Origin of the sequence: Pseudarthrobacter sp. LT1 (assembly GCF_035621795.1) — a bacterium.
Classification (GTDB): domain Bacteria; phylum Actinomycetota; class Actinomycetes; order Actinomycetales; family Micrococcaceae; genus Arthrobacter.
This window is the reverse complement of sequence record NZ_CP141830.1, coordinates 306,470-330,840: the sequence shown is the minus strand read 5'-3', so window position 1 is coordinate 330,840 and position 24,371 is coordinate 306,470. Positions and strand designations below refer to the sequence as shown.

Annotated in this window: 26 protein-coding genes and 1 tRNA gene; 9 read left to right on the top strand and 18 right to left on the bottom strand. The window is 67.1% G+C overall.

Going from position 1 to position 24,371, the window contains the following annotated elements:
* From ureC to VIK36_RS01600, 7 genes are all read right to left on the bottom strand, one after another.
* Positions 1–1,746 carry an urease subunit alpha gene (gene ureC / locus VIK36_RS01630; protein ID WP_324643840.1) on the bottom strand — a complete coding sequence of 582 codons (1,746 nt, stop codon included), beginning with the start codon at positions 1,744–1,746 and terminating at the stop codon, positions 1–3.
* Entirely contained in the window at positions 1,743–2,096 is a 354-nt protein-coding gene (locus VIK36_RS01625; protein ID WP_324643839.1) for an urease subunit beta, read from the bottom strand. Before VIK36_RS01625 ends, ureC begins: the two co-directional genes overlap by 4 nt.
* A gap of 11 nt (positions 2,097–2,107) precedes the next feature.
* A complete protein-coding gene (locus tag VIK36_RS01620; RefSeq protein WP_324643838.1) occupies positions 2,108–2,410 on the bottom strand; it encodes an urease subunit gamma in 303 nt (100 codons plus the stop codon).
* A 109-nt stretch (positions 2,411–2,519) separates the two neighbouring features.
* The gene (locus VIK36_RS01615; protein WP_255174097.1) at positions 2,520–3,077 is read right to left on the bottom strand and encodes a cysteine hydrolase family protein; all 558 of its coding nucleotides are present in this window, start codon (positions 3,075–3,077) and stop codon (positions 2,520–2,522) included.
* Positions 3,078–3,154: 77 nt separating this feature from the next.
* Positions 3,155–4,159, bottom strand: coding sequence for a LacI family DNA-binding transcriptional regulator (locus VIK36_RS01610; RefSeq protein ID WP_255174096.1), 1,005 nt, complete (start codon positions 4,157–4,159; stop codon positions 3,155–3,157).
* Entirely contained in the window at positions 4,159–4,746 is a 588-nt protein-coding gene (locus VIK36_RS01605) for an HhH-GPD-type base excision DNA repair protein (protein WP_324643837.1), read from the bottom strand. Before VIK36_RS01605 ends, VIK36_RS01610 begins: the two co-directional genes overlap by 1 nt.
* 57 nt (positions 4,747–4,803) lie before the next feature.
* Positions 4,804–6,330 (bottom strand): alpha-N-arabinofuranosidase, encoded by a 1,527-nt coding sequence (locus tag VIK36_RS01600; protein WP_255174094.1) that lies wholly within the window; start codon positions 6,328–6,330, stop codon positions 4,804–4,806.
* 359 nt (positions 6,331–6,689) lie between these two features.
* Between VIK36_RS01600 and VIK36_RS01595 the strand changes: the two genes are divergently transcribed.
* Positions 6,690–7,589 carry an ANTAR domain-containing response regulator gene (locus VIK36_RS01595; protein ID WP_324643836.1) on the top strand — a complete coding sequence of 300 codons (900 nt, stop codon included), beginning with the start codon at positions 6,690–6,692 and terminating at the stop codon, positions 7,587–7,589.
* 47 nt (positions 7,590–7,636) lie between these two features.
* On the opposite strand, the gene VIK36_RS01590 is transcribed toward VIK36_RS01595, so the two are convergent.
* The 5 genes from VIK36_RS01590 to VIK36_RS01570 form a co-directional block, all read right to left on the bottom strand.
* Complete coding sequence (locus tag VIK36_RS01590) at positions 7,637–8,533, bottom strand: anti-sigma factor (protein WP_324643835.1); 897 nt, start codon at positions 8,531–8,533, stop codon at positions 7,637–7,639.
* Entirely contained in the window at positions 8,520–9,134 is a 615-nt protein-coding gene (locus VIK36_RS01585; RefSeq protein WP_420716282.1) for an RNA polymerase sigma factor, read from the bottom strand. The genes VIK36_RS01590 and VIK36_RS01585 overlap by 14 nt, the downstream gene beginning before the upstream one ends.
* Before the next feature lie 45 nt (positions 9,135–9,179).
* Positions 9,180–9,896: a class F sortase gene (locus tag VIK36_RS01580; RefSeq protein WP_324643833.1), complete on the bottom strand. Its 717-nt coding sequence runs from the start codon at positions 9,894–9,896 to the stop codon at positions 9,180–9,182.
* A gap of 111 nt (positions 9,897–10,007) precedes the next feature.
* Entirely contained in the window at positions 10,008–10,844 is an 837-nt protein-coding gene (locus tag VIK36_RS01575) for a DUF4397 domain-containing protein (protein ID WP_324643832.1), read from the bottom strand.
* A 153-nt stretch (positions 10,845–10,997) separates the two neighbouring features.
* Complete coding sequence (locus VIK36_RS01570; RefSeq protein WP_324643831.1) at positions 10,998–12,017, bottom strand: LacI family DNA-binding transcriptional regulator; 1,020 nt, start codon at positions 12,015–12,017, stop codon at positions 10,998–11,000.
* Positions 12,018–12,177: 160 nt separating this feature from the next.
* Between VIK36_RS01570 and VIK36_RS01565 the strand changes: the two genes are divergently transcribed.
* Positions 12,178–12,525, top strand: coding sequence for a YciI family protein (locus VIK36_RS01565; protein WP_255174087.1), 348 nt, complete (start codon positions 12,178–12,180; stop codon positions 12,523–12,525).
* The gene (locus VIK36_RS01560; RefSeq protein ID WP_324643830.1) at positions 12,522–13,139 is read left to right on the top strand and encodes a M23 family metallopeptidase; all 618 of its coding nucleotides are present in this window, start codon (positions 12,522–12,524) and stop codon (positions 13,137–13,139) included. Before VIK36_RS01565 ends, VIK36_RS01560 begins: the two co-directional genes overlap by 4 nt.
* 66 nt (positions 13,140–13,205) lie before the next feature.
* On the opposite strand, the gene VIK36_RS01555 is transcribed toward VIK36_RS01560, so the two are convergent.
* Positions 13,206–13,278 (bottom strand) — tRNA-Lys (locus VIK36_RS01555).
* Positions 13,279–13,489: 211 nt separating this feature from the next.
* Between VIK36_RS01555 and VIK36_RS01550 the strand changes: the two genes are divergently transcribed.
* The 4 genes from VIK36_RS01550 (at position 13,490) to VIK36_RS01535 (ending at position 16,681) form a co-directional block, all read left to right on the top strand.
* The gene (locus VIK36_RS01550) at positions 13,490–14,149 is read left to right on the top strand and encodes a hypothetical protein (protein ID WP_159634234.1); all 660 of its coding nucleotides are present in this window, start codon (positions 13,490–13,492) and stop codon (positions 14,147–14,149) included.
* A 313-nt stretch (positions 14,150–14,462) separates the two neighbouring features.
* Positions 14,463–15,080, top strand: a complete 618-nt coding sequence (locus tag VIK36_RS01545; RefSeq protein WP_255174084.1) for a DUF47 domain-containing protein — start codon at positions 14,463–14,465, stop codon at positions 15,078–15,080.
* A gap of 1 nt (position 15,081) precedes the next feature.
* Complete coding sequence (locus tag VIK36_RS01540) at positions 15,082–16,092, top strand: inorganic phosphate transporter (RefSeq protein ID WP_324643829.1); 1,011 nt, start codon at positions 15,082–15,084, stop codon at positions 16,090–16,092.
* A gap of 181 nt (positions 16,093–16,273) precedes the next feature.
* Positions 16,274–16,681 carry a hypothetical protein gene (locus VIK36_RS01535; RefSeq protein WP_324643828.1) on the top strand — a complete coding sequence of 136 codons (408 nt, stop codon included), beginning with the start codon at positions 16,274–16,276 and terminating at the stop codon, positions 16,679–16,681.
* A gap of 30 nt (positions 16,682–16,711) precedes the next feature.
* Here the strand turns inward: VIK36_RS01535 and VIK36_RS01530 are convergent, their stop codons facing one another.
* The 5 genes from VIK36_RS01530 to pstS form a co-directional block, all read right to left on the bottom strand.
* Positions 16,712–17,140, bottom strand: coding sequence for a hypothetical protein (locus VIK36_RS01530; protein WP_324643827.1), 429 nt, complete (start codon positions 17,138–17,140; stop codon positions 16,712–16,714).
* Between the two features lie 91 nt (positions 17,141–17,231).
* Complete coding sequence (gene pstB / locus VIK36_RS01525; RefSeq protein WP_018763202.1) at positions 17,232–18,011, bottom strand: phosphate ABC transporter ATP-binding protein PstB; 780 nt, start codon at positions 18,009–18,011, stop codon at positions 17,232–17,234.
* Between the two features lie 71 nt (positions 18,012–18,082).
* The gene (gene pstA / locus VIK36_RS01520) at positions 18,083–19,195 is read right to left on the bottom strand and encodes a phosphate ABC transporter permease PstA (protein WP_324643826.1); all 1,113 of its coding nucleotides are present in this window, start codon (positions 19,193–19,195) and stop codon (positions 18,083–18,085) included.
* A complete protein-coding gene (pstC, locus tag VIK36_RS01515) occupies positions 19,196–20,128 on the bottom strand; it encodes a phosphate ABC transporter permease subunit PstC (RefSeq protein ID WP_324643825.1) in 933 nt (310 codons plus the stop codon). It abuts the gene before it with no gap.
* 103 nt (positions 20,129–20,231) lie between these two features.
* Entirely contained in the window at positions 20,232–21,353 is a 1,122-nt protein-coding gene (pstS, locus tag VIK36_RS01510; protein ID WP_255174077.1) for a phosphate ABC transporter substrate-binding protein PstS, read from the bottom strand.
* A gap of 251 nt (positions 21,354–21,604) precedes the next feature.
* On the opposite strand from pstS, the gene VIK36_RS01505 reads away from it, so the two are divergent.
* Both VIK36_RS01505 and radA read left to right on the top strand, forming a co-directional pair.
* On the top strand, positions 21,605–22,732 hold the full coding sequence (locus VIK36_RS01505) for an FUSC family protein (protein ID WP_255174076.1): 1,128 nt from the start codon (positions 21,605–21,607) through the stop codon (positions 22,730–22,732).
* Positions 22,733–22,839: 107 nt separating this feature from the next.
* Entirely contained in the window at positions 22,840–24,213 is a 1,374-nt protein-coding gene (gene radA / locus VIK36_RS01500; protein ID WP_324643824.1) for a DNA repair protein RadA, read from the top strand.
* The last annotated feature ends 158 nt before the right edge of the window (positions 24,214–24,371 follow it).

Below are 24,371 nucleotides of genomic sequence, written 5' to 3'. Positions count from 1 at the left end.
CTAGAAGAGGAAGTACCGCTGGGCCATGGGCAGCACGTCGGACGGTTCGCAGGTGACGTCCTCGCCGTCCACCGTCACCTGGTAGGTTTCCGGGTCCACCTGGATGTCGGGCGTGGCGTCGTTGTGCTTGAGGTCGGCCTTGGTGAGGTTGCGGATTCCGGAGACGGGCCGGATGACCTTTTCCAGCCCCAGCTCCTGGGGCACACCGGCGTCGATAGCTGCTTTGGACAGGAAGGTGATGGAGGACTGCTGAACGGCCTTGCCGAAGGTGGCGAACATGGGACGCATGGTGCGCGGCTGCGGGGTGGGGATGGACCCGTTGGAGTCGCCCATGAGTGCGTAGGCGATCTGCCCGCCCTTGAGCACCAGTTCCGGTTTGACGCCGAAGAATGCCGGGTCCCACAGCACCAGGTCCGCGAACTTGCCCACTTCCACTGATCCTACGGAATCAGCGATGCCCTGTGCGATGGCGGGGTTGACGGTGTACTTGGCCACGTAGCGCTTGAGCCGGAAGTTGTCGCTGTCCGCACTGCCGTGCGCCCCGCCGTCGGCATCTTCCAACATCCCGCGTTGCTTCTTCATCTTGTCCGCCACCTGCCAGGTGCGGGTGATCACCTCGCCCACCCGGCCCATGGCCTGGGAGTCGGAGGAGGTGATGGAGAAGATGCCCAGGTCCTGCAGGACGTCCTCCGCGGCGATGGTCTCGGCGCGGATGCGGGAATCGGCGAAGGCCACGTCCTCGGGGATGTCCGGGTTGAGGTGGTGGCAGACCATCAGCATGTCCAGGTGCTCTTCGATGGTGTTGCGCGTGTACGGGAGCGTGGGGTTGGTGGAGGCGGGCAGGACGTTGGGCATGCCCGCGATCTTGATGATGTCGGGTGCATGGCCGCCGCCGGCGCCTTCGGTGTGGAAGGTGTGGATGACCCGGCCGTTGATGGCGCGGATGGTGTCTTCCACGAACCCGCACTCGTTCAGGGTGTCGGTGTGTATGGCCACCTGGATGTCGTACTCGTCAGCGACCCTCAGCGATGTGTCGATGGAGGAGGTGGTGGCGCCCCAGTCTTCATGGACTTTGAGCCCGATGGCACCGGCGCGGATCTGCTCGGCGAGCGGTTCGACGGCGGACGCGTGGCCCTTGCCGAACAGGCCGATGTTCATGGGGAACGCCTCGGCGGCCTGCAGCATCCGCTGGATGTGCCACTTTCCGGGGGTCACGGTGGTGGCTTTGGTGCCTTCGGCGGGCCCGGTGCCGCCGCCGATCATCGTGGTCACGCCGCTGGCCAGGGCGGTGGGGATCTGGTCCGGGGAGATGAAGTGGATGTGGGTGTCGATGCCGCCGGCCGTGAGGATTTTCCGCTCGCCCGCGATGATTTCGGTGCTTGAGCCGATCACGATGTCCACGCCGTCGGTGATCTGCGGGTTGCCGGCCTTGCCGATCCGGAAGATGTGGCCGTCCTTCAGCGCCACGTCTGCCTTGTAGATCCCCGTGTGGTCCAGGATAACGGCGTTGGTGATGACGGTGTCCGGGATCTCTTCATGCCGGCCGTCCCCGTCACGGGTTGCCTGGCCGTTCTGCCCCATGCCGTCGCGGATCACCTTGCCGCCGCCGAACACCACTTCCTCGCCGTACACGGTGAGGTCCTTTTCGATTTCGAGGAAGAGTTCGGTGTCCGCCAGGCGGATCCTGTCCCCGGTGGTAGGGCCGTAGAGGTCCGCGTACTGCCGGCGCGTAATGTCGAAGCTCACTCGCCGTCCCCTTCCGTAACAGGCCCGCTTTGCCGGGTGCCGCCGTCGAGCCTTCCATTGACCGCGTTGCTGAGCCCGTGCACTTCCCGGGTCCCGGCCAGTTCAATAAGCCGCACGCTCCGCGAATCCCCCGGCTCAAACCTGGCCGCCGTTCCCGCGGGAATGTCCAGCCGCCGGCCGTAAGCTGCTTCGCGGTCGAAGGCCAGGGCCGCGTTGGCCTCGGCAAAATGGAAATGCGACCCCACCTGGACGGGCCGGTCGCCGGTGTTGGTCACGGCCACCTCGATGGCCTCCCGGCCCGCATTCGCGGTCACGGGCTCCGGCCGCAGGACGTACTCGCCTGGAATCATTGCCGCGCTCCTTAGCGGATGGGGTTGTGGACGGTGACCAGCTTGGTGCCGTCCGGGAAGGTGGCCTCGATCTGGACGTCGTGGATCATCTCCGGCACGCCTTCCATCACGTCGGCCCGGGTGAGCAGGGTGGTGCCGTAGCTCATGAGGTCGGCCACGGTCCTGCCGTCGCGGGCGCCCTCGATCAGTTCATAGCTGATGATGGCCACGGCCTCGGGGTAGTTCAGCTTGAGGCCGCGGGACTGCCTTCGGCGGGCCAGGTCGGCGGCCACCACGATCAGGAGTTTTTCCTGCTCACGCGGCATGAGATGCATGGGTTTCCCTTCGACGGCCTGCGGCGTGCTGCCAGCGTAGGCGGGTCACGTTTCCGCCAGGTTTCAGGAGTATCAACGAAAGCTGGGGATGTGCCCCAACGGTGGGAGGCTACTCCGCCCCGCTGAGCCGGGCAAGGATCTCGCCACTGGACTGGATGGGCTGGCGGTAGGTGGTAGAGAGGATGCGGAGCATGTCGGCAGCGTCCTGGTCGGCTTCGGAGGCCATCGCGTCCTTGGCGTAGGTGACCCGGATGTTGTGCGCAAATGCGTCGGCTGCGGTCTGGGCGATGCAGTTGTGCGTGGAGACTCCGGCGAGCACCACCTCGTCGGCATCCCAGTTCCGCAGCCGGGCCAGCAGGTTGGTTCCCACGAAAGCACTGTCCCGGGTCTTGTTCAACTGGGGCAGGTCCTCCTTGATGAGGCCGGGCACCGACTGGGCCTGCGCGCTCCCGCGGAAAATGAAGCCCTGGTCGTCGTCCAGCATGCTGAGGGTCCACGTGGACTTGTCCCGCTCATGTTCGGTGCCGATCAGGAGCGCCGCATGTCCGGCAGCCTTGAACCCTTCCAGCAGCCGGTTGCACTCACTGACCACCCGGTCCTGCTGGGCCGCCAGTTCGGGCGTTTCGAAGAATGCGTTCTGCATGTCGATGACCAGGAGGGCAATCATGTGGGCACCTTTCCTCGTTGAACCGGTGGGCCGGCGGGTGGTGAGGAAAAGTTACCCGCGTGGAGCGCGGCGAAACCCTAGGGTGCGGATTCCCTGACCTTCAGTTCGAACCCGGCTTCCACGTGCACGCCCTGTTCCGAGGGCTCGCGGCCGGTGATCCGCTCCAGCAGCAGGCTGATGGACCGCTCGGCGATCTCATCCATGCCCGGCGAGACGGTGGTCAGGGAGGGGGATGCGAACCGCGCCTCGTCGATGTCGTCAAAACCGGCCACCGCCACGTCCTGCGGCACCTTGACGCCGCGGATCAGCAGCTCATGCATGGCACCCAGCGCCAGTACGTCATTCAGCCCGAAGACGGCGTCGAACTCCACGCCCTTATCCAGCAGGCCGGCGACGGCGGCAGCACCCGTATCGCGCCGCCATTCAGCGGGTGCCACGAGCGCGGCGTCGAAGGGGATGCCTGCTTCCGCCAGCGCACTCCGGTACCCGTTCAGGCGCAGGCCCGCAGTCCCGGCGGACTCCCCCGTGTTCGCTCCCACCACGGCGATACGACGGCGGCCGCCGGCCAGCAGGTGCCTGGTCAGCGCAGCCGCGGCTTCCTCATTCTTCATGGTCACCAGGTCGAAACGGGGATCCACGATGTGCTCGCCGAGCATCACCAGCGGCTTCTTGCCCGCCCGCGCGGCAATGGCATCCGCGTCCACCACCAGCGGCGTGAACAGGAGGCCGTCGGTGAGCTGCCGGAAGGTCCCTCGGAGGGCGCCAAGTTCAGCGGAGGCTTCGGCATCGGACTGCTCCACCATCACCCGGTAGCCGTGCCGGGCGGCAGCCTTCATCAGCCTGGACGCCAGCTCGGCATAGTAGGGGGCGGAGAGGTCGGACAGGACCAGGCCCAGCATGGACGTCTTGCCGGACCGCAGGCTGCGGGCGGTGAGGTTGGCCTCGTAACCCAGCTCCGCGATGGCATCCTGCACCCGTTGCTTGGTGGCGGGGCGGATGAATTCATAGTCATTCAGGACGTTCGAAACGGTTTTGAGGGAGACGCCTGCCGCCCTCGCAACGTCGTTCATGGTGACTGCCATTAAGGTTCTTTTCCTGCCTTTGCCGCCGCCTTGGCAGCCTGTTTGCTGGCCCGCACCTTGACCAGGGATTCCGGGTCCACAATGTCGGCCACCGACAGGTAGGTGCCATCCTCACCGTAGTGGCCTGCCGCTTCGCGCCAGCCCGGAGCCTCGAGGCCCCGCTGCTTGCCCAGCAGGGCAAGGAAGATCTTCGCCTTTTGCTCCCCGAAACCGGGCAGCGCCTTGAGCCGGCGCAGCACCTCGGCACCGTCCGGCGAGCCCTTGGTCCAGATGGCGGCGGCATCGCCGTCCCACTCGTTCTGGACCGCTTCGGCGAGCGCCTGCACGCGCGCAGCCATGGAGCCCGGAAAACGGTGGACGGCGGGCCGTTCCTTGAACATCTCCACGAACGCCGCAGGATCGTGCGCCGCAATGGCCTCGGGCTTCAACGACCCGATCCGGGTCCGGATCTTTTCCGGTCCGGCGAACGCGGATTCCATCGTCACCTGCTGGTCCAGCAGCATGCCGGTCAGGAGGGCGAAGTCGTCCTCATTCAACAACTTGTCCGCGGCGGGGTCCCCCGTGATGTGCAGTTCCATGCCGTCCATCCTCCCACCTGCGGCCCGCCGTCGTCATAAGCACACCTCCAAGAAAATTTCGCCGGGTCAGGACTCCACAGCCAGCCGGATCATGGACCAGGACACTGCCGGAAGCTCAGCGGTGAGCCGGCCCCCTTCCACCTTCACCGTGCCGTTTTCCGACGGCAGGACGGACGTGGAATCGTCAGCACTCGCCTGCCAGTAAGGGTCCTTGTTGGCGTAGGTGACGGCCTCCACGACATGGACATGGCCCAGGCCTGCCACGGCAGCATCCAGTGCGAGGGCATCGGCGGCCGATCGATTCACTGCGAACACTACGGCCTCGCCCTTGTCCGGGTCGTAGGTGGCAACGGCGGACAGTGCCGCGAAGCCGGTCGTCGTGCCGCCGCTGACCAGGGGGGATTCGACGGCGAGCTGCAGCACCGTGCCCGACGCATGCCGGGAGGTCAGGGCGAAGGGGTGGAAGGTGGTCTGCTTCCAGGACCGGCCGCCGGGTTCGGTCATGATGGGTGCGATGACGTTCACCAACTGCGCCAGGCTGGCCGAGTGGACGCGGTCGGTGTTCCGGAGCAGCGTGACCAGGAGGTCCCCCACCACCACGGCGTCAGCCACTGTATAAGTGTCTTCCAGCAGGACGGGGGCCACGGGCCAGTCCTTGCCTGTGGGCACCTTTGACTCGTCGCGGCTCATGTGCCAGACGTTCCATTCGTCGAAAGAGATGTTCACCTGCCTGCTGGACTTCTTGACCGACTTCACGTGGTCAATGTGGCTCACGATGTCGCGGATGAAGGCTTCCATCTTGTGCCCGGCAGCCAGGTGTTCCTGCAGGTCGCCGAAGTCCTCGAAGTACTGGTGCGCCGAGATCAGGTCCACCAGGTCGTAGGTTTCCGTCAGGACCACGCGCTCCCACTCCCCGAAGGTGGGCATACTGGGCCCGGAGCTGCCGCAGGCCACGAGTTCCAGGTCAGGGTCGATCATGCGCATGCCGCGGGCGGTGTCCGCCGCGAGCCGGCCGTACTCCAGAGCGTTCTTGTGGCCGATCTGCCAGGGCCCGTCCATTTCGTTGCCCAGGCACCACATTTTGATGCCGTAGCCATTGCCGGCCCCGTTGGTACGGCGTTGCTCGGAGAGGGCGGTCCCGCCGTCGATGTTGCAGTACTCCACGAGGTCCAATGCCTCCTGCACGCCGCGGGTGCCCAGGTTGACGGCCATCATGGGTTCCACGCCGGCCTTGGCCGACCACTTGGCGAACTCGTCCACGCCCACGGTGTTGGGGTCAGTGGAGTGCCAGGCCAGGTCCAGGCGGGCGGGACGCTGGTCCACCGGGCCCACGCCATCCTCCCAGCGGTAGCCGGAGACGAAGTTGCCGCCGGGGTAGCGCACGGTGGAAACACCAAGCTCACGGGTCAGTTCCAGGACGTCCTTGCGGAAGCCGTCCTCGTCGGCCTCCGGGTGTTCCGGTTCGAAGATGCCGGTGTACACGCACCGGCCAAGGTGCTCAACGAACGCGCCAAATGTACGACGGCGGACGGGACCTACCGTGAACGACGGGTCGACGGTGATTTTGGCTGCGGGGGGTTGTGGCTGGGTCACGAAGGTATCCTCAGGTAGTTTCTACAACGTTATAGAAGACATTGTTTGTTGCGCTGGTCCCGGAGTCAAGGGTTCGGCCTGCGGTCCCGCCAAAAGGTTCCAGCCGCGGCCGGAGGACGCTGCGGCGGTCCCACCTGCGGCGACGCTCAAAACGGCGCGGGAGCCGGAACCTCCAAGTACTACCTAATCGAAAAAACAGGTACCAGCTACGCATTCACCGGGGCCCGGAGGGCCATTAGGTTTTTCACAGAGACAAGACCTTCAGGCTCTTGGTACTTGGCTCACTAGGGGGTGTGAGACTGGCAATGCATCGTTCACCACACATAGGCCGCGCAGGCTTCCCGGTCCATCGGACCCGGGTGATAGGCGGGGCCGGCGACGAGGAGTCCTTCGAGACCAAGGACTCTCCCCCAGCCGTCGCCGGCCCTCTTGCCCCTCCGCTCTCCCGGAGGGGCCACGCACCGCTGCCCGGGGAGGGCAGCCATGAGCAGGCAAACCCGCGGAACACGGCTCTGCTGCTGGACCTGGTCAATGGCGCCCGGTCCCTGGCAGACTCCCTGGACCTGCTGGTGGCTGCATCGGCCGCGCACGTGGTCAGGACCGCTGGAATAGATGTCGGCTGTGGCCTGGTGCTCCACCAACCCAAGCGTGGTCCCGCCATCACCGGCACCACCGACGAGGTAGTCAGCCTGCTGGAGTGGGAACGGGAAACGGCCGAGGGCCCGGTGACCGACGTCATGGCCGGCGGCCACCCCGTGGCGGTCCTCCAGAGGAACGGGGACTTCCGCTGGCAGCACTATTCCGGCCAACTGCAGGCCGCCGGGTTTGGCAGCGCCCTCGCGGTCAGGCTCCGCCTGGACGCAGAGATTCCTGCCGACGACGGGATTCCCGGCAACAGCGAACTCGGCCAGTCAAGGGCCGCCCTCGCCTTCTTCGCCCAGGATTCAAAGGCCTTTCCGCTCCAGGCCATCGCGGAGGCACGCACTTTCGCGCTGCTGGCAACCAAAAGCCTCCAGATGGCCATCAACCTGCACACTGCCCGGTCACTGGCCACGGACCTCCGCTCGGCCCTCGACAGCCGCACGTCCATCAATGTGGCCTGCGGCGTGATCATGGCCCAGAACCGGTGCTCCTACCAGGAGGCGTTCGCCATCCTCGCCAAGGCTTCAAGCCACCGGAACATCAAGGTGCGCAAGGTGGCCGAGGACATCCTGGAGCGGCTCCCGGAAGGTGCGCCGCACTCACACTTCGGCCGCTGACCCGCTGCCGGTTCCGCCTGTTCAGCGGGTGCGTCCGCGGGCCCAGATCAGGATGTGAGAGTGCCCCGGGCAATACTTATGGTGGAGTGGGCGGGGTTGCCGTCCATGGGCTCGTCCGAGACATCCACCACCGGGTACTGGGACAGGTCAAGGCCGGCAGGCACCTGGAACGTTCCGGAGGTGGAGTTCATGACGCCCAGGCTGACCAGCTTGGAAAGGTCCGGCGCGATCAGCCACACCTCCTGGTAGCCCCTGGCTTCATCCTTGTCCAGGCTGACCTCCAGGCTGCGTGAACCATCCTTGGCCTCCACCACTTTGGCCGATCCCGCCGCGGAGTGCTGCGGAAGCGGGGTCAGCTGGGTTGCCGCCAGCTGCTGGGGCTGGGGCGGGCGGTTTAAGGCCCAGACGGCGCCGAAAACCACCAGGACAGCAGCTGCCGCCGTGGCCAGCCACGTTCCGGGGCGCTGCCACGCGCCCCTCGTCCGGGCAGTGTCCGTTCCGGCACCCCTTGTCCGGGTTCCCCTTGGCCGGTTGCCGATTGCTTTGTCACCGAGGGGGACAATGTTCGACGGCGGCACGTCCCCGGGTGCGGGCGTGACGGCAGGTGTTGCGGCACCTCCATCAGCCCCGCCACGTTCAGCCCCGCGTTCCTCCGAAACGTCTCCCACAGACCCGGGTTCCGCCGGCTCCCCCGCCGCGAGCGGGTCCTCCCGGACGGACTCGCCCAGGCCAAGTTCGCGGTGGATTCCCGCCCATACCTGGGGGCCGGGCACGGAGAGCCGGCTGGTGTCCGGCGTCGTCTTCACCGCTTCGACGGCACGCCGCAGGGCGGCGTAGTCGGCGGCGCACTGGGGGCAGGCCAGGAGGTGCTCCCTACCGCCAGGGTCATCCCAGTCGTCGTACAGCGCCAGGAGGCTCAACTGTTCCGGATCAAGATGCGGCATGGTCTACCTCCAATCTGCTTCTCAGGTGGGTCAGGCTGCGGCGGATGTGGCTCTTGACGGTACCAAGGGGAAGGTCCAGTTTCCGCGAAATCTGTTCGTGCGTCAGGTCCTCGTAGAAGGCAAGCTTCATGATGGACCCCTGGGGCTCACCCAGCTTTTCCAGTTCGCCGTCCAGGAGCAGCCGGTCCGCCAGCGTTTCCGCGGCCTCTGTTCCGGCCCCCGCGTCCCCGGCCATGCCGGCGCCCGCAGCGGCATAGGCTTTGCGCGCTTCGCGGGCCGACGACTGCTGGGCATCCGCGATGGCATTGCGCGTGATGCCAACAATCCACGCCGGGAGCCGGGCCACCTGCGGGTTGAAGGTGTTCCGGGAGCGCCACACCCGGATGAAGACCTCCTGGGTCACGTCGTCCGCCGCCGCGCGGTCCGAGAGGGACCGGAGTGCCAGCGTATGCACCAGCGGCGCGAACTCGCGGTAGGCCGCCGCCAGCGCATGCTCATCGCCGGACAGGAAAGAGGCGGTGAGCCCGTCATCCCATCCAGGGGACGCGCGGCCGGGGAGCGTCACGGGCGGCTCCCTCCCGGCTTCGGCGACGAGATACATGGCTGGCCACCGGCTGTGCAGGAACTGGTTCATGCGGGGACCGGTTCAGGCAGGGACTGCGGTGACAATCACATTGTCGCTGTAGTCCATCCGCTCGTCCAGCCATTTGCCGCCGCAGGTGACGAGTTTGAGTTCATGGGGCCCTGACCGCCTGAAGAGGGACGCGCCGTCGAACCTGTCCTTGGCCATCAGCTCCACGCCCACCACCCGGTAACTGAACGCGGGGGCGCCGTCCCTTCCCACGCGGATGATGGTTCCCGCCGGGAGCGACTTCAGGGCGGAGAAGGGCGCGCGGTCCGAGGTGGTGTCGATATGTCCGGCGATGACGGCGGCGCCTTCGGCCGCCCCGGGGGCGGGGCCGAACCTGTACCAGGCGGCACGGTCGAACACGTCCGGGATCTCCATCGCTCCTGTGGTGGACACTCCCCCGGGCACCACCGGCATATCAATGGCCGTGCCGGCTACGGTGAGCGAAGTGGGTGCCGGTGCTGGGGCATTCGCCGGCAGGGTCGCTGGCCGGAGCGGGATGTCCCCCGGCTGCGCGCTGCCAGGACTGGAAGGGGCGGCCGCCTGCGGCAGCGGGGAATCCGGCGGAGCCACCGAACTGGCTGCAGCCGCAGGGGGCGGTGCCTGCCCGGAATTGGACGGGGCGGCGGAACCGCAGCCGGAGAGAACCAGCACCCCAGCCACCAGCGCTGCTGCCGCACCCCTTAAGGCAGGCCGACGGCGGTACCAGCCTGCCGGCGTCGTGCGTCCGTTCATGAGGAGTTCCTTCCAAAGAAGACATCGGTTGGGGAACAAAAGGGCCGGCGCAGGGGCCCGTCCGCGGGTGTGCGGCCGGGCCCCTGCGCTGATGGTCCTACAGAGTGGCGGCTACAGTTCGGCCCGCCGGGCGCGGACGGCGCGGCTGACGCCCACCGCCCCGGCCAGCAGGGCCAGGGCTGCCAGGCCGAACCCGGCTGTGGCAACTGCGGGGCCCGCCCCGCCTGTATTTGCGGAACCGTCAAGGGCGCCGGGCACCGACGCCGGAGCGGTGTGCAGGCCCTCGATGGTCTGAACGGCCAGCTTCAGGTTCTGGTCCGCCAGGCTGCCCCAGGCGTAGACAATGGTGTGCGTCCCTTCGGCCACCGTGACGTCTGCCGGGCCGATCACGGGGGTGGTGGTGCCGGCGGCGGCAACGGCGGCCGGGACCGTGCCGGGATCGAGGGTCAGGGTTTGTTCGTTCGGGTTGGCCAGGTTGGTGACGACGGCGGTGCCGCCGGCCAGGACATCGACGGCAGGGGCGGCGGCGGCATGCCGGACGGTCAGTTTGCCCTTGCCGGCCTCGATCCGGGAGACGTCATTGGTGAACAGGCTTGCCGTGGGCTTGCCGTCCTCGCCGAGGTGGGCGGCTGCGGTGTAGTTTCCATTGGCAGCCAGGTTGACGCTGACGGGACCGATGGCGGGGGCGGACGCGTCGGCTGCGTCAGCTGCCGTGATGGCAATTTCGTAGGTGCCCGCGGGAAGGGCCAGCGGACCGGCGAGGGTTCCCGGGGTGAAATCGTCCAGCGTCCGGTCGCCGTTGACCCAGACGTCCACGGTCAGTCCGGGAACGCCGTGCAGCACTGAGAGCTGGGCATCTCCTTCTGCTGCGTTGGCGGGGCCGGCCAGGGCGATTGCGGCTGCAATGGCTGCCGCCCCGGCACCTGCGGTAAAGATTGTGTTGCGCATGTCCATCTCCTTGAACGGCCCGGCTGCCGGGCGTTTTTTGCTGACACCCCTACTACCGGCGCAGGCCCGGATTTGGATGCAGATTCATGGAGATTTTTTAACTTTTCTTCTTCCGCAGCTTAAGCCGGCTTCCCGGACGGTTTCCCCGGGGTTCTAAGCGGACGCCGGGGCGGCGGTGCTGGCGCGGAGGACAAGCTGCGGCGGGACCACGGTGGAGCTCACCGCGGCACCTGACTCAATTTCGTCGAGCATGATGTCCATGCAGCGGCGCCCCAGTTCCTCGAAGTCCTGGCGAACGGTTGTCAGCGGCGGCGTGAAGTAGCCCGCTTCGGGCTGGTCGTCGAAGCCCACCACGGAGACGTCGTCGGGCACCCTCACGCCCGCCTCGGTGAACGCGCGCAGGAGGCCCAGGGCCATCTGGTCGTTCCCCACAAAGATGGCCGTGGCCGTGAGTCCGGACGCCAGGCGGCGGCCGATTGCGTAGCCGCTCCCCGCACTCCAGTCCCCTTCCACCAGGAGTGATTCGTCCAGCCCTGCCTCGCGAAGCGCCGCGCGCCAGCCCTCCGCGCGCTCGGCACCGTCCGTCCAGTCCGGAGGGCCGGCGATATGCCCGATCCGCAGGTGGCCCTCCTTGACCAGATGTTCGACGGCGAGCCTGGCGCCCGCACGCTGGTCCACCATGGCCCCGCTGACGGAGGCGCTGCCGGCGGAGCCCACGGCCACCACGGGCACCGGAAGGTTCAGCTGCTCCAGCACGGCCAGGGTGTCCGCGTGCGGGACCAGTACCGCAATCCCGTCCACGGCCTGGTCCATGAAGTGGCCCACCGCATCGGCGATGGCGTCCCTGCTCACTTCCCGCAACGCCGCGATGCTGACAAAGTAGCCGGCGTTGCGGGCCGCATGTTCAACCCCCAGCAGGGTGTTCGCGGGCCCGTACTGGGAGAGCTCACTGGCCAGAACGCCGATGGTCTGCGAGCGCCGCGTGACCAGGCTCCGGGCCGCGGTGTTGCGTCGGTACCCCAGTTCGGCAATGGCCGCCTCAACCTTTTCCCGGGTCGCCTTGCTCACGTTGGGGTGGTTGTTCACCACGCGGGAGACGGTCTGGTGGGAGACGCCGGCCACCTTGGCCACGTCTTCCAGGCGCGGCATCCGGCCCTTGCTGGTTTTTGCCATGTGCCTATTGTGCCTGTTGCCGTCCCTGCGGCTCCCCCTGTTGCGCCCGCCTGGGGCACCGGCTTGGGCGCCCGTGAAGAGTGCGGCTGAATCCTTGCGCGGAAGCGGACCAGTGGGAAGGATGAGGGTGTCCACCGTTTGCGAAGAAGGAGCCGGCGGAATGACCAAGTACCTGATCTCGTTTCCCAGCGGCGCCATGGACATCCCCGCCGGCGGGCTGCAGGAAGTAGCTGACGCCGCACACGCAGTGGTCCAGGAGGCAAAAGACGCCGGTGTCTGGGTTTTCGGGGGCGGCATTGACGAGAGCGTCCCGCCCGTCACCGTCAGCGGTGACGGAACCGTACGCGCGGGCACCTACCCCCAGACCGCGCAGATCGAGGGCGGCTACACGGTGCTGGAACTGCCCGCGTACGATGCCGCGGTGCAGTGGGCTGCGAAGATCGCGGTGGCCTGCCGCTGCCCGCAGGAGCTGCGCGCCTTCCAATACGACCCCGCCGCTGAACCGTGAATCCGGCAGGCCCGGTTGACCTGGCCTATCCCTTCACGGGCACCTGGCTGGTGCAGAACTCACCGGCGGACCGGGTCCCCAGCCATGGGACACGGCTCTTTGCCACGAGCTTCGCCATCGACTTCACACCGGTGGACGCCAGTGGGCAGTCGGCGCCGGTCACCCTGGCCTCACTGTTCCGGTCCGAGCAGCCGGAACGCTTTGCAGGGTTCGGCAGGGCTGTGATGGCACCGGCGTCCGGCCTGGTCCGCGCCGCCCGTGACGGGGAGCCGGACCATGCAGCTTTCCGCGGCTTTCCTTCGATCGGTTATGCCGCAACCCAGGCTCGGCGCGTGCGGGAGGGGTGGGTGGGCTTGGCGGGCAACCACGTGATCATCGAGGTCGGCGGGGTGTTCATCGCGCTGTGCCATCTCAAGCGCGGGAGCATCTGCGTCCAGCCGGGCCAGCTGGTCCGGAGCGGGGAGCCGGTGGGACGGTGCGGCAACTCGGGCAACAGCACCGAACCGCATGTGCACGTGCAGGCCATGGACTCCGCAGATCCTGGACAGGCTTCCGCGGTTCCCGTCTCATTCGCGGGCGGACTGCCGCGGAACGGGACTGTCGTGGCTGTGTGACCGGGGCTGCTTAAAAGAACGGGGCCCGCCTGCGCGTTCGCGGCGGACCCTCTCGGTCTTGACGGGTGGGCCCTGTGGGGCTCGAACCCACGACCCACGGATTAAAAGTCCGATGCTCTACCAACTGAGCTAAAGGCCCCTGCCGGCCGGTCAAACACGCAGTGCCTGCCCGTACGGCCCAATCCATTTCTGGACGTTAATACTGTAACCCATGGTTCCGGGCACTTCGCACACGCCCCGGGCGCCGCCGTCGTACGTTTTAACCCCGCGGTCCGGGACCCTGCTGCCGTCACCGGACAAGCCCCGCGGACGCTCGATTTCCGCTGTGGCACAGGAGTAGCGTGGGGGGCATGAGCGAGCAAGCAGGAACAACTCCGTACGGCGGCAGCAACCGGCACCATAAGCCCAAGCCCTTCGCTCCGATGGACTTCGAGCCCTTCGCAGGCGGTGCCGATCCCGCCCGCGTGTCGGAGGCTGCCCACCTTGCCGCGCAGGCCCTGGTCCGCCATGGCCGCGACAGCGACGATCCGGTGATCACCGAACGCCTGGTGAAGCTCGCGGACGAACAGGGCCTGGACGCCATCGCCGAGATGTGGGCGGAGAGCCCTGCCCGGTCCCTTCCCGGCGCCCTCTGGCGGCTCTACGCACTCCGTGCCGCCACCGTCCAGGACCCCGAACGCATCTCCGTCTACTTCCGCGCGGGCAGGGACACCGCCCAGGTATCCAACGTGGTGGCCGGCGCGGCTGAGCCACCGGGCGCCGACGAAATGCGCACCATGGCGGACGCCATCCTTTCCGGCGCGTTCGACGGCGATTTCGACGTCGCGCTGGAACGCTCTGCCGCGTTCTGCCGCGTGGTGGCGCTCGGCCAGGCCACCCTCGCCGACGGCGCCGAGCATGCCAACGAGGCACACGCCAGCAAGCTGACCCGCAACTCCCACCAGCTGGTCAAGACCGCCGAGGACCTTGAACACGCGGCCAACGCGTGGCGCCTGGGCGAACTGGACTGAGGCGCCCGTCCCCCGGCGGACCGGATTTCCGGGACGAACCAAGCCTCCGCTGTCAAGATTGACTTGGGCCGGGTGAAGTAGAAGACTGAAACCGGTGCCGAGCCGCGAAACCCCCGGGCTTCAACAATTAGCCGCCTAGAGCGGCCTACCGCCGAGAGGCGTATCCGGTTCGGCACCATTTTTCTGCCCTCTTCCAGGTGGTCAATTCAGAGGGTGCAGTTACGGGCCGGTAGAGTAAGCGTCAGTTGCGCGCCGCCGTCAAGTCACACGGCAGCAACCCCCGCCTTGATACGTCCTGGAGACCGGTAAACACGTGAAGCTGCGCCTTTTTCCACAGGAGCCTGCAGGGCTGAACCTGCTCTCACAGATGGCACAACAGATCGTGCTGGCCACCGCCACCCTGGCCGAGATCCTAGGCGTACCCGCGGACGAACACGGCAAGCTCGTTGAGGACATGCACAACATCGAGGCCAAGTCCGCCGAACTGCATTTCGCGCTGCTGACCCATATGCGCACCAGCTTTGTGAATCCGCTGCCCCGCGAGGACATGTACGCCCTCTCCCGGTACCTCAACGAAGCCATGGAAAAGATGGACGCCGCGGCGGAGCTGGTGGCACTTTACCGGCTGGACCGCCTCCCCAAGCGCGCGGCGGACCAGCTGGAGATCATCAGCAGGCAGGCCGAGCTGACCGTTGACGCCATGCGCAGGCTCAATAACCTGGACGACCTCGAGGACTACTGGATCGAAATCCTGCGCCTCGCCAAGCGGGCCGAACGGACCCACCGCGTCTGGGTGGCGGACATGATCGCGGACATGAAGTGGGCCCAGTACTCCCGCAACCGGGACATCGCCAACCAGCTGGTGGAGGTCACCAAGGACATGCGGCGGGTGGCCACCCAGGTAGGCAGCATCATCGTCAAGGAATCCTGACGTGACGGCAGTCATCTTTGGCGCGGTGGTCCTGCTGGCCGCGGCGTTTGCTTTCCTGAACGGGTTCCGCGACGCGTCCACCTCGGTGGCCCTGGCCGTGCGGAACCGGGCGCTCACCCCCAGCGTCGGCGTGCTCCTCGCCGCGTTCTTCAACTTTGTCGGCGCCCTCCTGAGCGCCCTGCTCGCCGTCGCCGTCAGCCGTACCTGGATCAACCTTCCGTCCGGCACTGACGGCCTGGCCATCCTGGTGGCGGGCCTGGCCAGCGCCTGCGCCTGGGGCGTCCTGATGTGGTGGCGCGGCATCCCTGCCTCCTCCACCCACGCCCTGGTGGGCGGCCTCGCCGGCGCAGGCCTCGCCAGCCTTGCGATCGGGGGCCAGGGAGTGGCAGGGGTGGACCAGTCGCTCCTGTTCCAAGTGGTCCTGCCGCTGGTGCTGTCCCCGCTGGTGGCCTACAGCGGCTCCTTCCTCCTGGTGTATCCGGCCACGTGGGTGGCCCGCTATACCCAGCCCAACGTGGTGAACCAGCGCTTCCGCCGGGGCCAGGCCGTTGCCGCCGGCGCGGTGGCCTTTGGCCACGGCCTGCAGGACGGCCAACGCGTCAGCGCGGTACTGCTGCTGGCCCTGCTGGCAGCAGGCTATTCCGACGGCGGGATCCCCACCTGGGTTGCGGCACTTTCCGCGGTGATGATGACTGCCGGGACGCTTTTCGGAGGATGGCGGATCTCCCACACCATCGGATACAAGATCACCAGGATCGATCCCCTGCGTGGTTCCGTGGCCCAGACCTTCAGCGCGCTGATGCTTTTCGTGGGGGCCATCGGGCTGCACTGGCCGCTTTCCACCACCCACACCGTCACGGCCGGTGCCCTCGGCGCCGGGGAGAACCAGCACTTTTCGGTCACGAACCGAAAATTGGTCATCCGGATCCTGTGGCTCTGGGGGTTGACCCCGCTGGCGACGTGCGCCCTGGGCTTCGTGCTTGCGCTGGCCCTCTCCCCCATTTCCGCCTAGGCGGGGCGTGCCGGGGGCGGTGCTGCCCTGTACAGGGAATCCGCCGTGACGTAGATTCGAAAGTGCGCCCCCGGTCAACGGTGCCGGGGACCGGCGTCCGCGCCGTGTGCAGGGCTGCGGACGCGGCGCCGCTGCAGCCACCCGGCGGCCTGGATGCACAACGCGGAAAAGAGCAGGCGTCATGTCTCCCTCCTATTCCCGGCGCCACCTTCCACAGCCCCGGCAACCCCAGTGCGAGGCCTGCGGAACCGAGCACCAGCTGACCATCCACGCCATTACTGCCATCGGCGCTGCCGGCGGGGACCTGGTCACGGTGTCCTACACCTGCAACGACTGCGACCTGTTCCAGGAACACACGGCCTACGCCACCGACGTCGCGGCCGCGCTGAACCAGGTCCGCTGGATGGCCCAGGTGGTCCTCTTCGGGGACGACTACATCCACTGCGGCTTCCCCATGGAAGAGGCGGAGTTCGAGGTAGAGCGGCTCTGCTACCGCAGCAGCAGGTCAGGCAGCGGGCTCAACGCCGTATCCCTGCCGACCCGGGTCCTGCGCTGCCACTGCGGGTTCCAGCTGGAGGTCCCGGAATAGGCACCGCGGCCGCCGCGCCTCAAGGTTTTGCTAGAGCTCCAGGGCCACAGGGCTGACGACGGCGGCGGCCATCAGCACGGTGGCGAGCTCCTCCGGGGTCAGGTTGGCGGCGCTGCACAGTTCGCCGTCCGCCACTCCGGCAGCGGAAGCCTTGCGGACAGCCTGCCGCAGGGACTCCTGGGCGGTGTCCAGTTCCCACTGCATGCTTTCGAGGCGCGAGCTGGTGCGCCACACCTCGGCCAGGACATCCTCTTCCTCGATGGCTTCCTCAACTCCGGCCGCGGCCAGGGCCAGGTGCGGTTCGAGCTCCGGCGCCAGCGGACCGGCGGCCAGGGGTCCCGCCAGCCCCGCCGCAGCGGCGAAAGCCTGCGCCGGTTCAACAGCGTCCTGCACTGCGTCCACCCCGGGTACGGAAACAGTAAGCTGGGGGCCCAGGGGTTCACTGGCCGTCTGCGTCATGGCAAAACTCCTTAAGCGGGCTTACTACTAGTTGCGAAAGTATCTCGATTAGCGTACTAAACCGGTCAGTAGATCGCCAACGGGAAACGGTTTACCCGAAGCGTCCGGAGACGTAGTCTTCCGTAGCCTTCTGTACGGGGTTGCTGAAGATGGTGTGCGTGTCGCCGTACTCGATCAGCTTGCCCGGCTTGCCGGTGCCCGCAATGTTGAAGAAGGCGGTCTTGTCGGACACGCGCGCGGCCTGCTGCATGTTGTGGGTAACGATCACCACTGTGTACTGGTCCTTAAGCTCGTTGATGAGGTCCTCAATGGCCAGGGTGGAGATGGGGTCCAGGGCGGAGCAGGGCTCATCCATGAGGATCACCTGCGGCTCCACGGCGATGGCGCGGGCGATGCAGAGGCGCTGCTGCTGGCCGCCCGAGAGGCCGGACCCGGGCTTCTCCAGCCGGTCCTTGACCTCGTTCCAGAGGTTGGCGCCCTTGAGGGAGCGTTCCACCAGGACATCGGCCTCGCCCTTGGAGATCTTCTTGTTGTTCAGCTTCACGCCGGCCAGCACGTTGTCCCTGATGGACATCGTGGGGAACGGGTTGGGCCGCTGGAAGACCATGCCGATCTGCGAGCGCACGGTTACGGGGTCCACGCCTGGGCCATAGAGGTTGTCGCCGTCCAGCAGGACCTCGCCCTCAACGCGCGCGCCGGGGATGACCTCGTGCATGCGGTTCAGGGTGCGGAGGAAGGTGGACTTTCCGCAGCCGGAGGGGCCGATGAACGCGGTGACGGACTTGGCCTCGATGTTGATGCTGACGTCCTCAACGGCGAGGAAGTCGCCGTAGTACACGTTCAGGTCCTTGACGTCGATGCGCTTAGACATGGTGTTCCTTCACTTGCTGGGTATGGATTGAAGTCTAGGATCCGCCGCGGTATGGCGGAAGGAAAGCCTGGTTACCGGCCGGTTTTAGGGGCGAAGATCCTGGCGATCAGGCGCGCCACCAGGTTCAGGACCATCACCAGGATGATCAGGACCAGGGCCGCACCCCACGCCCGCTGGGAGGACGGGTCCGGGTTGGACGGCGAGGTGGGGTTGAGGATCTGGGTGTAGATGAACGTGGGCAGCGAGGCCATCCAGCCGCCGAACACGTTGGAGTTGATGCTGGTGGCAAAGCCGGCGGTGACCAGGATGGGCGCCGTCTCGCCGATGACCCGGGCGATCGCCAGGGTGACGCCGGACGCGATGCCGGAGATCGCCGTCGGAATGACCACCTTGAGGATGGTCCGCCACTTGCGGACGCCCAGGGCGTAGGCCGCCTCGCGGAGCTCGTTGGGGACGATCTTGAGCATTTCCTCGCTGGCGCGGACCACCACGGGGATCATCAGCACGGAAAGCGCGACGGCGGCCACCGCACCGGTCTTGGTGCCCGGGCCCACCACCACGAAGAAGAACGCGGCAGCGAACAGGCCGGCCACGATGGAGGGGATTCCGGTCATGACGTCCACGAAAAACGTGATGGCCTTGGCCAGGCGGCCGTCGTTGCCGTACTCCACGAGGTAGATGGCCGTGAGCAGCCCCACGGGGACAGAGATCACGGTGGCGAGCAGCGTGATCTGCACGGTGCCCAGGAGGGCGTGGTAGATGCCGCCCATTACGGGGGCACCGCTTTCCACGGCCTTGTTGTCGAACGCGCCTGTGACGCCGTTCATGGAGGTGGTGAGGAACCCGGGATCGATGAGCCCGGGGATGCCGTTGACCAGCACGGTCCAGATCACTGAGACCAGGGGCAGCAGAGCCACCAGGAATGAGCCGACCACCAGGCAGGTGGCCAGCTTGTCCTTGGCCTTGCGGGAGCCTTCCACCGCGGCGCTCCAGGACACCAGGCCCACAGCGAACAGGATGGAGGAGACCAGGCCCCAGCCGAACGGGTTGAAGCCGATCAGGGCAAGGATGGCGGCGCCGACAATCAGCGCTCCACCGAGCACTGCATAGGGTGCGAACTTGGGCAGCTGGCCCTTGGTAAGCGCCGACCGCTTGCTGCGGACGGGGGTAAGCGTGGAGGTCATTTAGTTGGCTCCCGAGAATTCTTTGTGCCGGGTAATGACCCAGCGCGCGATCATGTTCACGGCCAGGGTGATGATGAACAGCACCAGGCCGGCGGCGATCAGGGTGCTGACTTTGAGGCCGCTGGCTTCGGGGAAGTTCAGGGCGATCTCGGCTGCGATGGTCTGGTTGCCGGACTGGATCAGGCTGGCGGTCAGGGCACCGGAAGAGAGCACCAGGGCAACGGCCATGGTCTCACCCAGTGCGCGCCCCAGGCCCAGCATGATGGCGCTGATGATGCCGGGCCGGGCGAAGGGCAGGACGGCCATCTTGATCATTTCCCAGCGGGTGGCACCGAGTGCCAGCGCAGCTTCCTCATGCAGCTTGGGGGTCTGCAAGAAGATCTCGCGGGACAGCGAGGTGATGATGGGCAGGACCATGACGGCAAGGACGATGCCGGCGGTGAGGATGGTCTTGCCGGTGGTTGAGGCCGGGCCCTGGAAGATGGGGAGCCAGCCCATGTTGGCCGCGAGCCAGCCGTACGCCGGCGCGATCTCCTTGGCAAGGAAAGCGGCACCCCAGGCGCCGTAGACAACGGAGGGGATGGCGGCGAGCAGGTCCACCACGTAGCCGAGGCCGGAGGCCAGTCGGCGGGGTGCGAAGTGGGAGATGAACAGCGCCACGCCGATGGCGACGGGGGTGGCGATCACCAGCGCAATGGCGGCGGCGATGAGCGTGCCGATCACGATGGGCCCGATGTAGGCGAAGAAGCCCTGGCCGCCCTGGATCTTGTCTGCGGGCGCGGTCAGCGCGGGGATTGCCTGGACTACCAGGAAAAGCGCGACGCCGAAAAGGACGGCGAGGATCAGGCACCCGGCTGCCAGCGTGGCGCCGGAGAAGACTTTGTCCCCGGCGCGCCCGGCGCCCTGGGTACTGGTCAGGGAGGTGGCGGTCATTCGACGGCCCTTCGATTCGTAGCTGGATTAAGGATGCGGGGTGCAAAGCCAAGTTCCCCGCACTGCCGTCCGGCAGGCGGGGAACCCGGTTTTACAGCGTTGGCTAGGACTTGACCTTGATCGAGTCGATGGCCTTGGCGGCCTTGGCTGCCAGGTCCGAGGACAGCGGGGCGGACTTGGCCGACTCTGCTGCGGCCTTCTGGCCCTCTGCGGAAACTACGTAGTGCTCGAAGGCCTTGACCAGGTCAACGGTCTCCTGCTTGTCGTACGTGGTGCACAGGACGTGGAAGGACACCAGGACGATCGGGTAGGCGCCCGCGATGGTGGTCTTGCGGTCCAGCTTGATGGACAGGTCATTGGCGGCGCGGCCTTCAACGGGCTTGCCGGCGTCCACTGCCTTGGCAGCAGCATCGGCGGAGATCTTGGTAAAGGAGTCGCCTACCTTGATCTGGGCAACGCCCAGCTTGCCGCTGACGGCGGAGTCGTCGGCGTAGGTCACCGCACCGGGGGTGTCCGTGACGGTCTTGACCACGCCGGAGGTGCCCTTGGCGTTTTCGCCCTGGAGGCTGGCGGGCCACACACCGGCGGCCTTGTCGGTCCAGACGTCCGAGGCGGCGGCGGCCAGGTAGTCAGTAAAGTTCTGCGTGGTGCCCGAGTCGTCGGAGCGGTTCACCGGGGTGACCTTCAGGTCCGGCAGCGAGACGCCGGCGTTCAGGGCTGCGATGGCGGGGTCGTTCCACTTGGCGATCTGGCCACGGAAGATCTTGGCCACGGTGGTGGCGTCCAGCTTCAGGTCGGTGACGCCGGGAACGTTGAAGGCCACGGCGATCGGGGAGATGTAGACGGGGACGTTGATGGCGCCGTCGGGTCCGCAGACGGACTTGGACGAGGCGTACTCGTCATCCTTGAGGTAGGCGTCCGAGCCGGCGAACTGGGCCGAGCCGTCCAGGATGGCCTTGCGGCCTGCGCCCGAGCCGTCCGGGGAGTACTGCACGGTGGCGCCGGAGTTGGCGGAGGCGAAGTTGGTCTTCCAGGCGTCCATGGCGGCGCCCTGGGCGGAGGAACCGATGCCGGTCAGCGTACCGGTCACCTTGGTGCCGCCGGCGGACTGGGTGCCGGCAGGGGCGGTGCCCGTGGCGTTGTCTGAACCGCAGGCGGAGAGCGCGAGTGCGCCGGCTGCGATAACAGCGATAGCCGCGTGGCGGCCGAAGCGGAGTGCCTTCACTAGATGTACCCCTTCCAGGGTTATTCAGGTGCGGGACAGGGACGGAGAACCCTGCTGCGCGATGCGTACGTTTTGTACCTTCAAGAAAGTTAAGGGCCGCAGGTAACGGGATGGGCTGTCCAAAGTGAACGGAGGATTAACGACGGCGGGATATTGGCTGACAAATGCCGGGTCACCATTGCGCAGATCACATGCGCAGTCGTAGTGCACCTGCGCCGGGCAGTGGATCGGCACTGAATAGACTTGGACCCATGGCCATCCCAGCAGGACTCTCAGCGACCAGGCGGTTCCTGCGCAGCCGGATCCGGACCGGGTTGATCCGAAGCCGCAACTCCTTTGTGCCCGCCATCCAGATGACCGTGTGCGCGGTGGGCGCCTATGCGTTCGCCGAATACATCCTGGGCCACTCCGGCCCCCTGTTCGCTGCCACCTCGTCGCTGATCGCCCTTGGATTTTCCCGGGAGCCACGGCTGCGGCGCGTGATGGAAGTGGGCCTGGGCTGCACCATCGGCATCGCCGTCGGTGACCTGCTCCTGCACTGGCTGGGCGGCGATATCTGGGTGGCCGCCGTCGTGCTCCTCTTCTCGATCCTGCTGGCCCGCTTCCTGGACAGCGGAAGTATCTTCACCACCCAGCTGGCGCTTCAATCGCTGCTCGTGGTCTTGCTGCCCGCACCGTCCGGGGGCCCGTTCACCCGGAGTATCGATGCCGTGGTGGGCGGCATGTGCGCCCTGCTGGTGACCATCCTGGTGCCAAAGGACCCCCGCCAGGAGCCGCGCCGGGATGTGCAGAAACTGCTGCATGAACTGGCGGAGGTACTGCGTGAATGTGCCGGGGCGCTGGCCAACAGTGACTCCACCCAGGCCTGGCATGCGCTGATCCGCGGCCGGAACTGCCAGCCGCTGGTGGATGCCATGCGCCAGTCCCTCCGCGCGTCCGGCGAGGTGGCCACGTTGGCGCCCGCTTACCGGCGGCACCGTGATGAACTGGACCGGCTGAAGCAGTCGCTGGATTTCATCGACCTTGCCCTGAGGAACAGCCGCGTGTTTGCGCGGCGGTTGACCAGCGCCATCAACCACACGGCGCTCTCGGACGAGGCGACGGACAGCATCGCGGGGGTGCTGCAGGAGACCGCTGCCGCCATTGATGAGCTTTCCCTGGGCCTTGCGGAGACGCACGAAGGCGTTCGCCGCGCCCACTTGCGCACTGCCCGGCGGGACCTGAGCGAGATCGCCCTTCGCCTGCATCCCAAGCTGCTGGAGGTGACGCGGCTGGAGGGCGAAACCGTTGTCATGCTGTTCCGGCCGCTGATGGTGGACCTGTTGGAAGCCACCGGTATGGATGCGGGCGAGGCCAGGGACGTGCTGCCCGCGCTGTAGCTCCGGACGGGCGGATGGGGTGGGCCCACAGCCGCAGGGTTCCCTGGCCGGCTTGCGAGGCCAGTGCGGGGTGGGGTGTGTCGGTGCCCGCCGCTAGGGTTGGACGCATGGCAACAAAGACTTCCCGGGCGTCCAAGGCGCCCGCGTACAAATGCGCCGAGTGCGGCTGGACCACGGTCAAGTGGGTGGGCCGCTGCGGCGAGTGCCAGGCGTGGGGCACGGTGGAGGAAACAGGCACGGCCGTGGCACGGACGACGGCGGCCACAACAGTCGCGGAGCCCGCGCGCCGGATTGCCGACGTCGATGCCACCACCGCCGCTTTCCTGCCCACCGGCGTGGACGAACTGGACCGGGTGCTGGGCGGCGGCCTGGTCCCGGGTGCGGTCATCCTGCTGGCCGGCGAACCCGGCGTCGGTAAATCCACGCTGCTGCTGGACGTCGCTGCAAAGTTCGCCCGCACCGCCCAGGACGTCCTCTATGTCACTGGCGAGGAGTCGGCCGCGCAGGTCAAACTGCGGGCCGAACGGATCGACGCCGTCGCCGAATCCCTGTACCTGTCTGCGGAGACGGACCTCGGCCAGGCCCTGGGCCAGGTGGAGAAGATCGAACCGCGGCTGCTGATCGTGGACTCGGTGCAGACCCTCAGCAGCGCCGATGTTGACGGCAGCGCCGGCGGGGTGTCGCAGGTCCGCGAGGTGGCGGCCTCCATTATCGCGGCCGCCAAGCGGCGGAACATGACCACCCTGCTGGTGGGGCACGTTACCAAGGACGGTTCCATTGCCGGGCCCCGCCTGCTGGAACACCTGGTGGATGTGGTGTGCCAGTTTGAGGGCGAGCGGCACTCCCGGCTGCGGCTGCTGCGCGCCGTGAAGAACCGGTACGGACCCACCGACGACGTTGGCTGCTTCGACCTGAACGAAAACGGCATCGAGGGACTGGCCGATCCCAGCGGGCTGTTCGTCAGCCGCACCAAGGACCCGGTTTCCGGGACCTGCATCACCGTCACCATGGAGGGGCGCCGCCCGCTGCTGGCGGAAGTGCAATCGCTGCTCGCCGAAAGCCCCAACGCGCAGCCCCGCCGCGCTACCAGCGGCCTGGACAGCTCACGCGTGTCCATGCTGTTGGCCGTGCTGCAGCAGCGCGCAGGGACCATGCTGCATAAGGATGATTCCTACGTTGCCACCGTGGGCGGGGTGAAGCTCAGCGAACCGGCCACGGACCTTGCGGTGGCCCTTGCCGTGGCGTCGGCCAAGGCCCGCAAGCCTTTGCCCATCCGGCTGATCGCGTTCGGCGAGGTGGGCCTGGCAGGCGAGGTCCGGCCCGTACCGGGCATCAACCAGCGCATCCAGGAAGCCCACCGGCTGGGATTCACCCACGCCGTGGTTCCGGCAAGCCACACCGGGCCCGGTCCCGTGCCGGCGGGATTCTCGGTGCGTGAAGTCGAGCACCTCACGGAGGCGCTCAGCCTCCTGATTGGCTAGCGGATCCGTTCAAGGGGCCGGGTGCGGAGGATACCGGGCAGGGCACTGCTTCCCGGCGGGTACTCTAAGTCCAGAACCTTCACGCCAACGGAGGTCAAAGATTTCTGTGCTGGGGGAAGCTTGGTCATCCAGGAACAGCAGGGCGCCGCAGGCGTTGC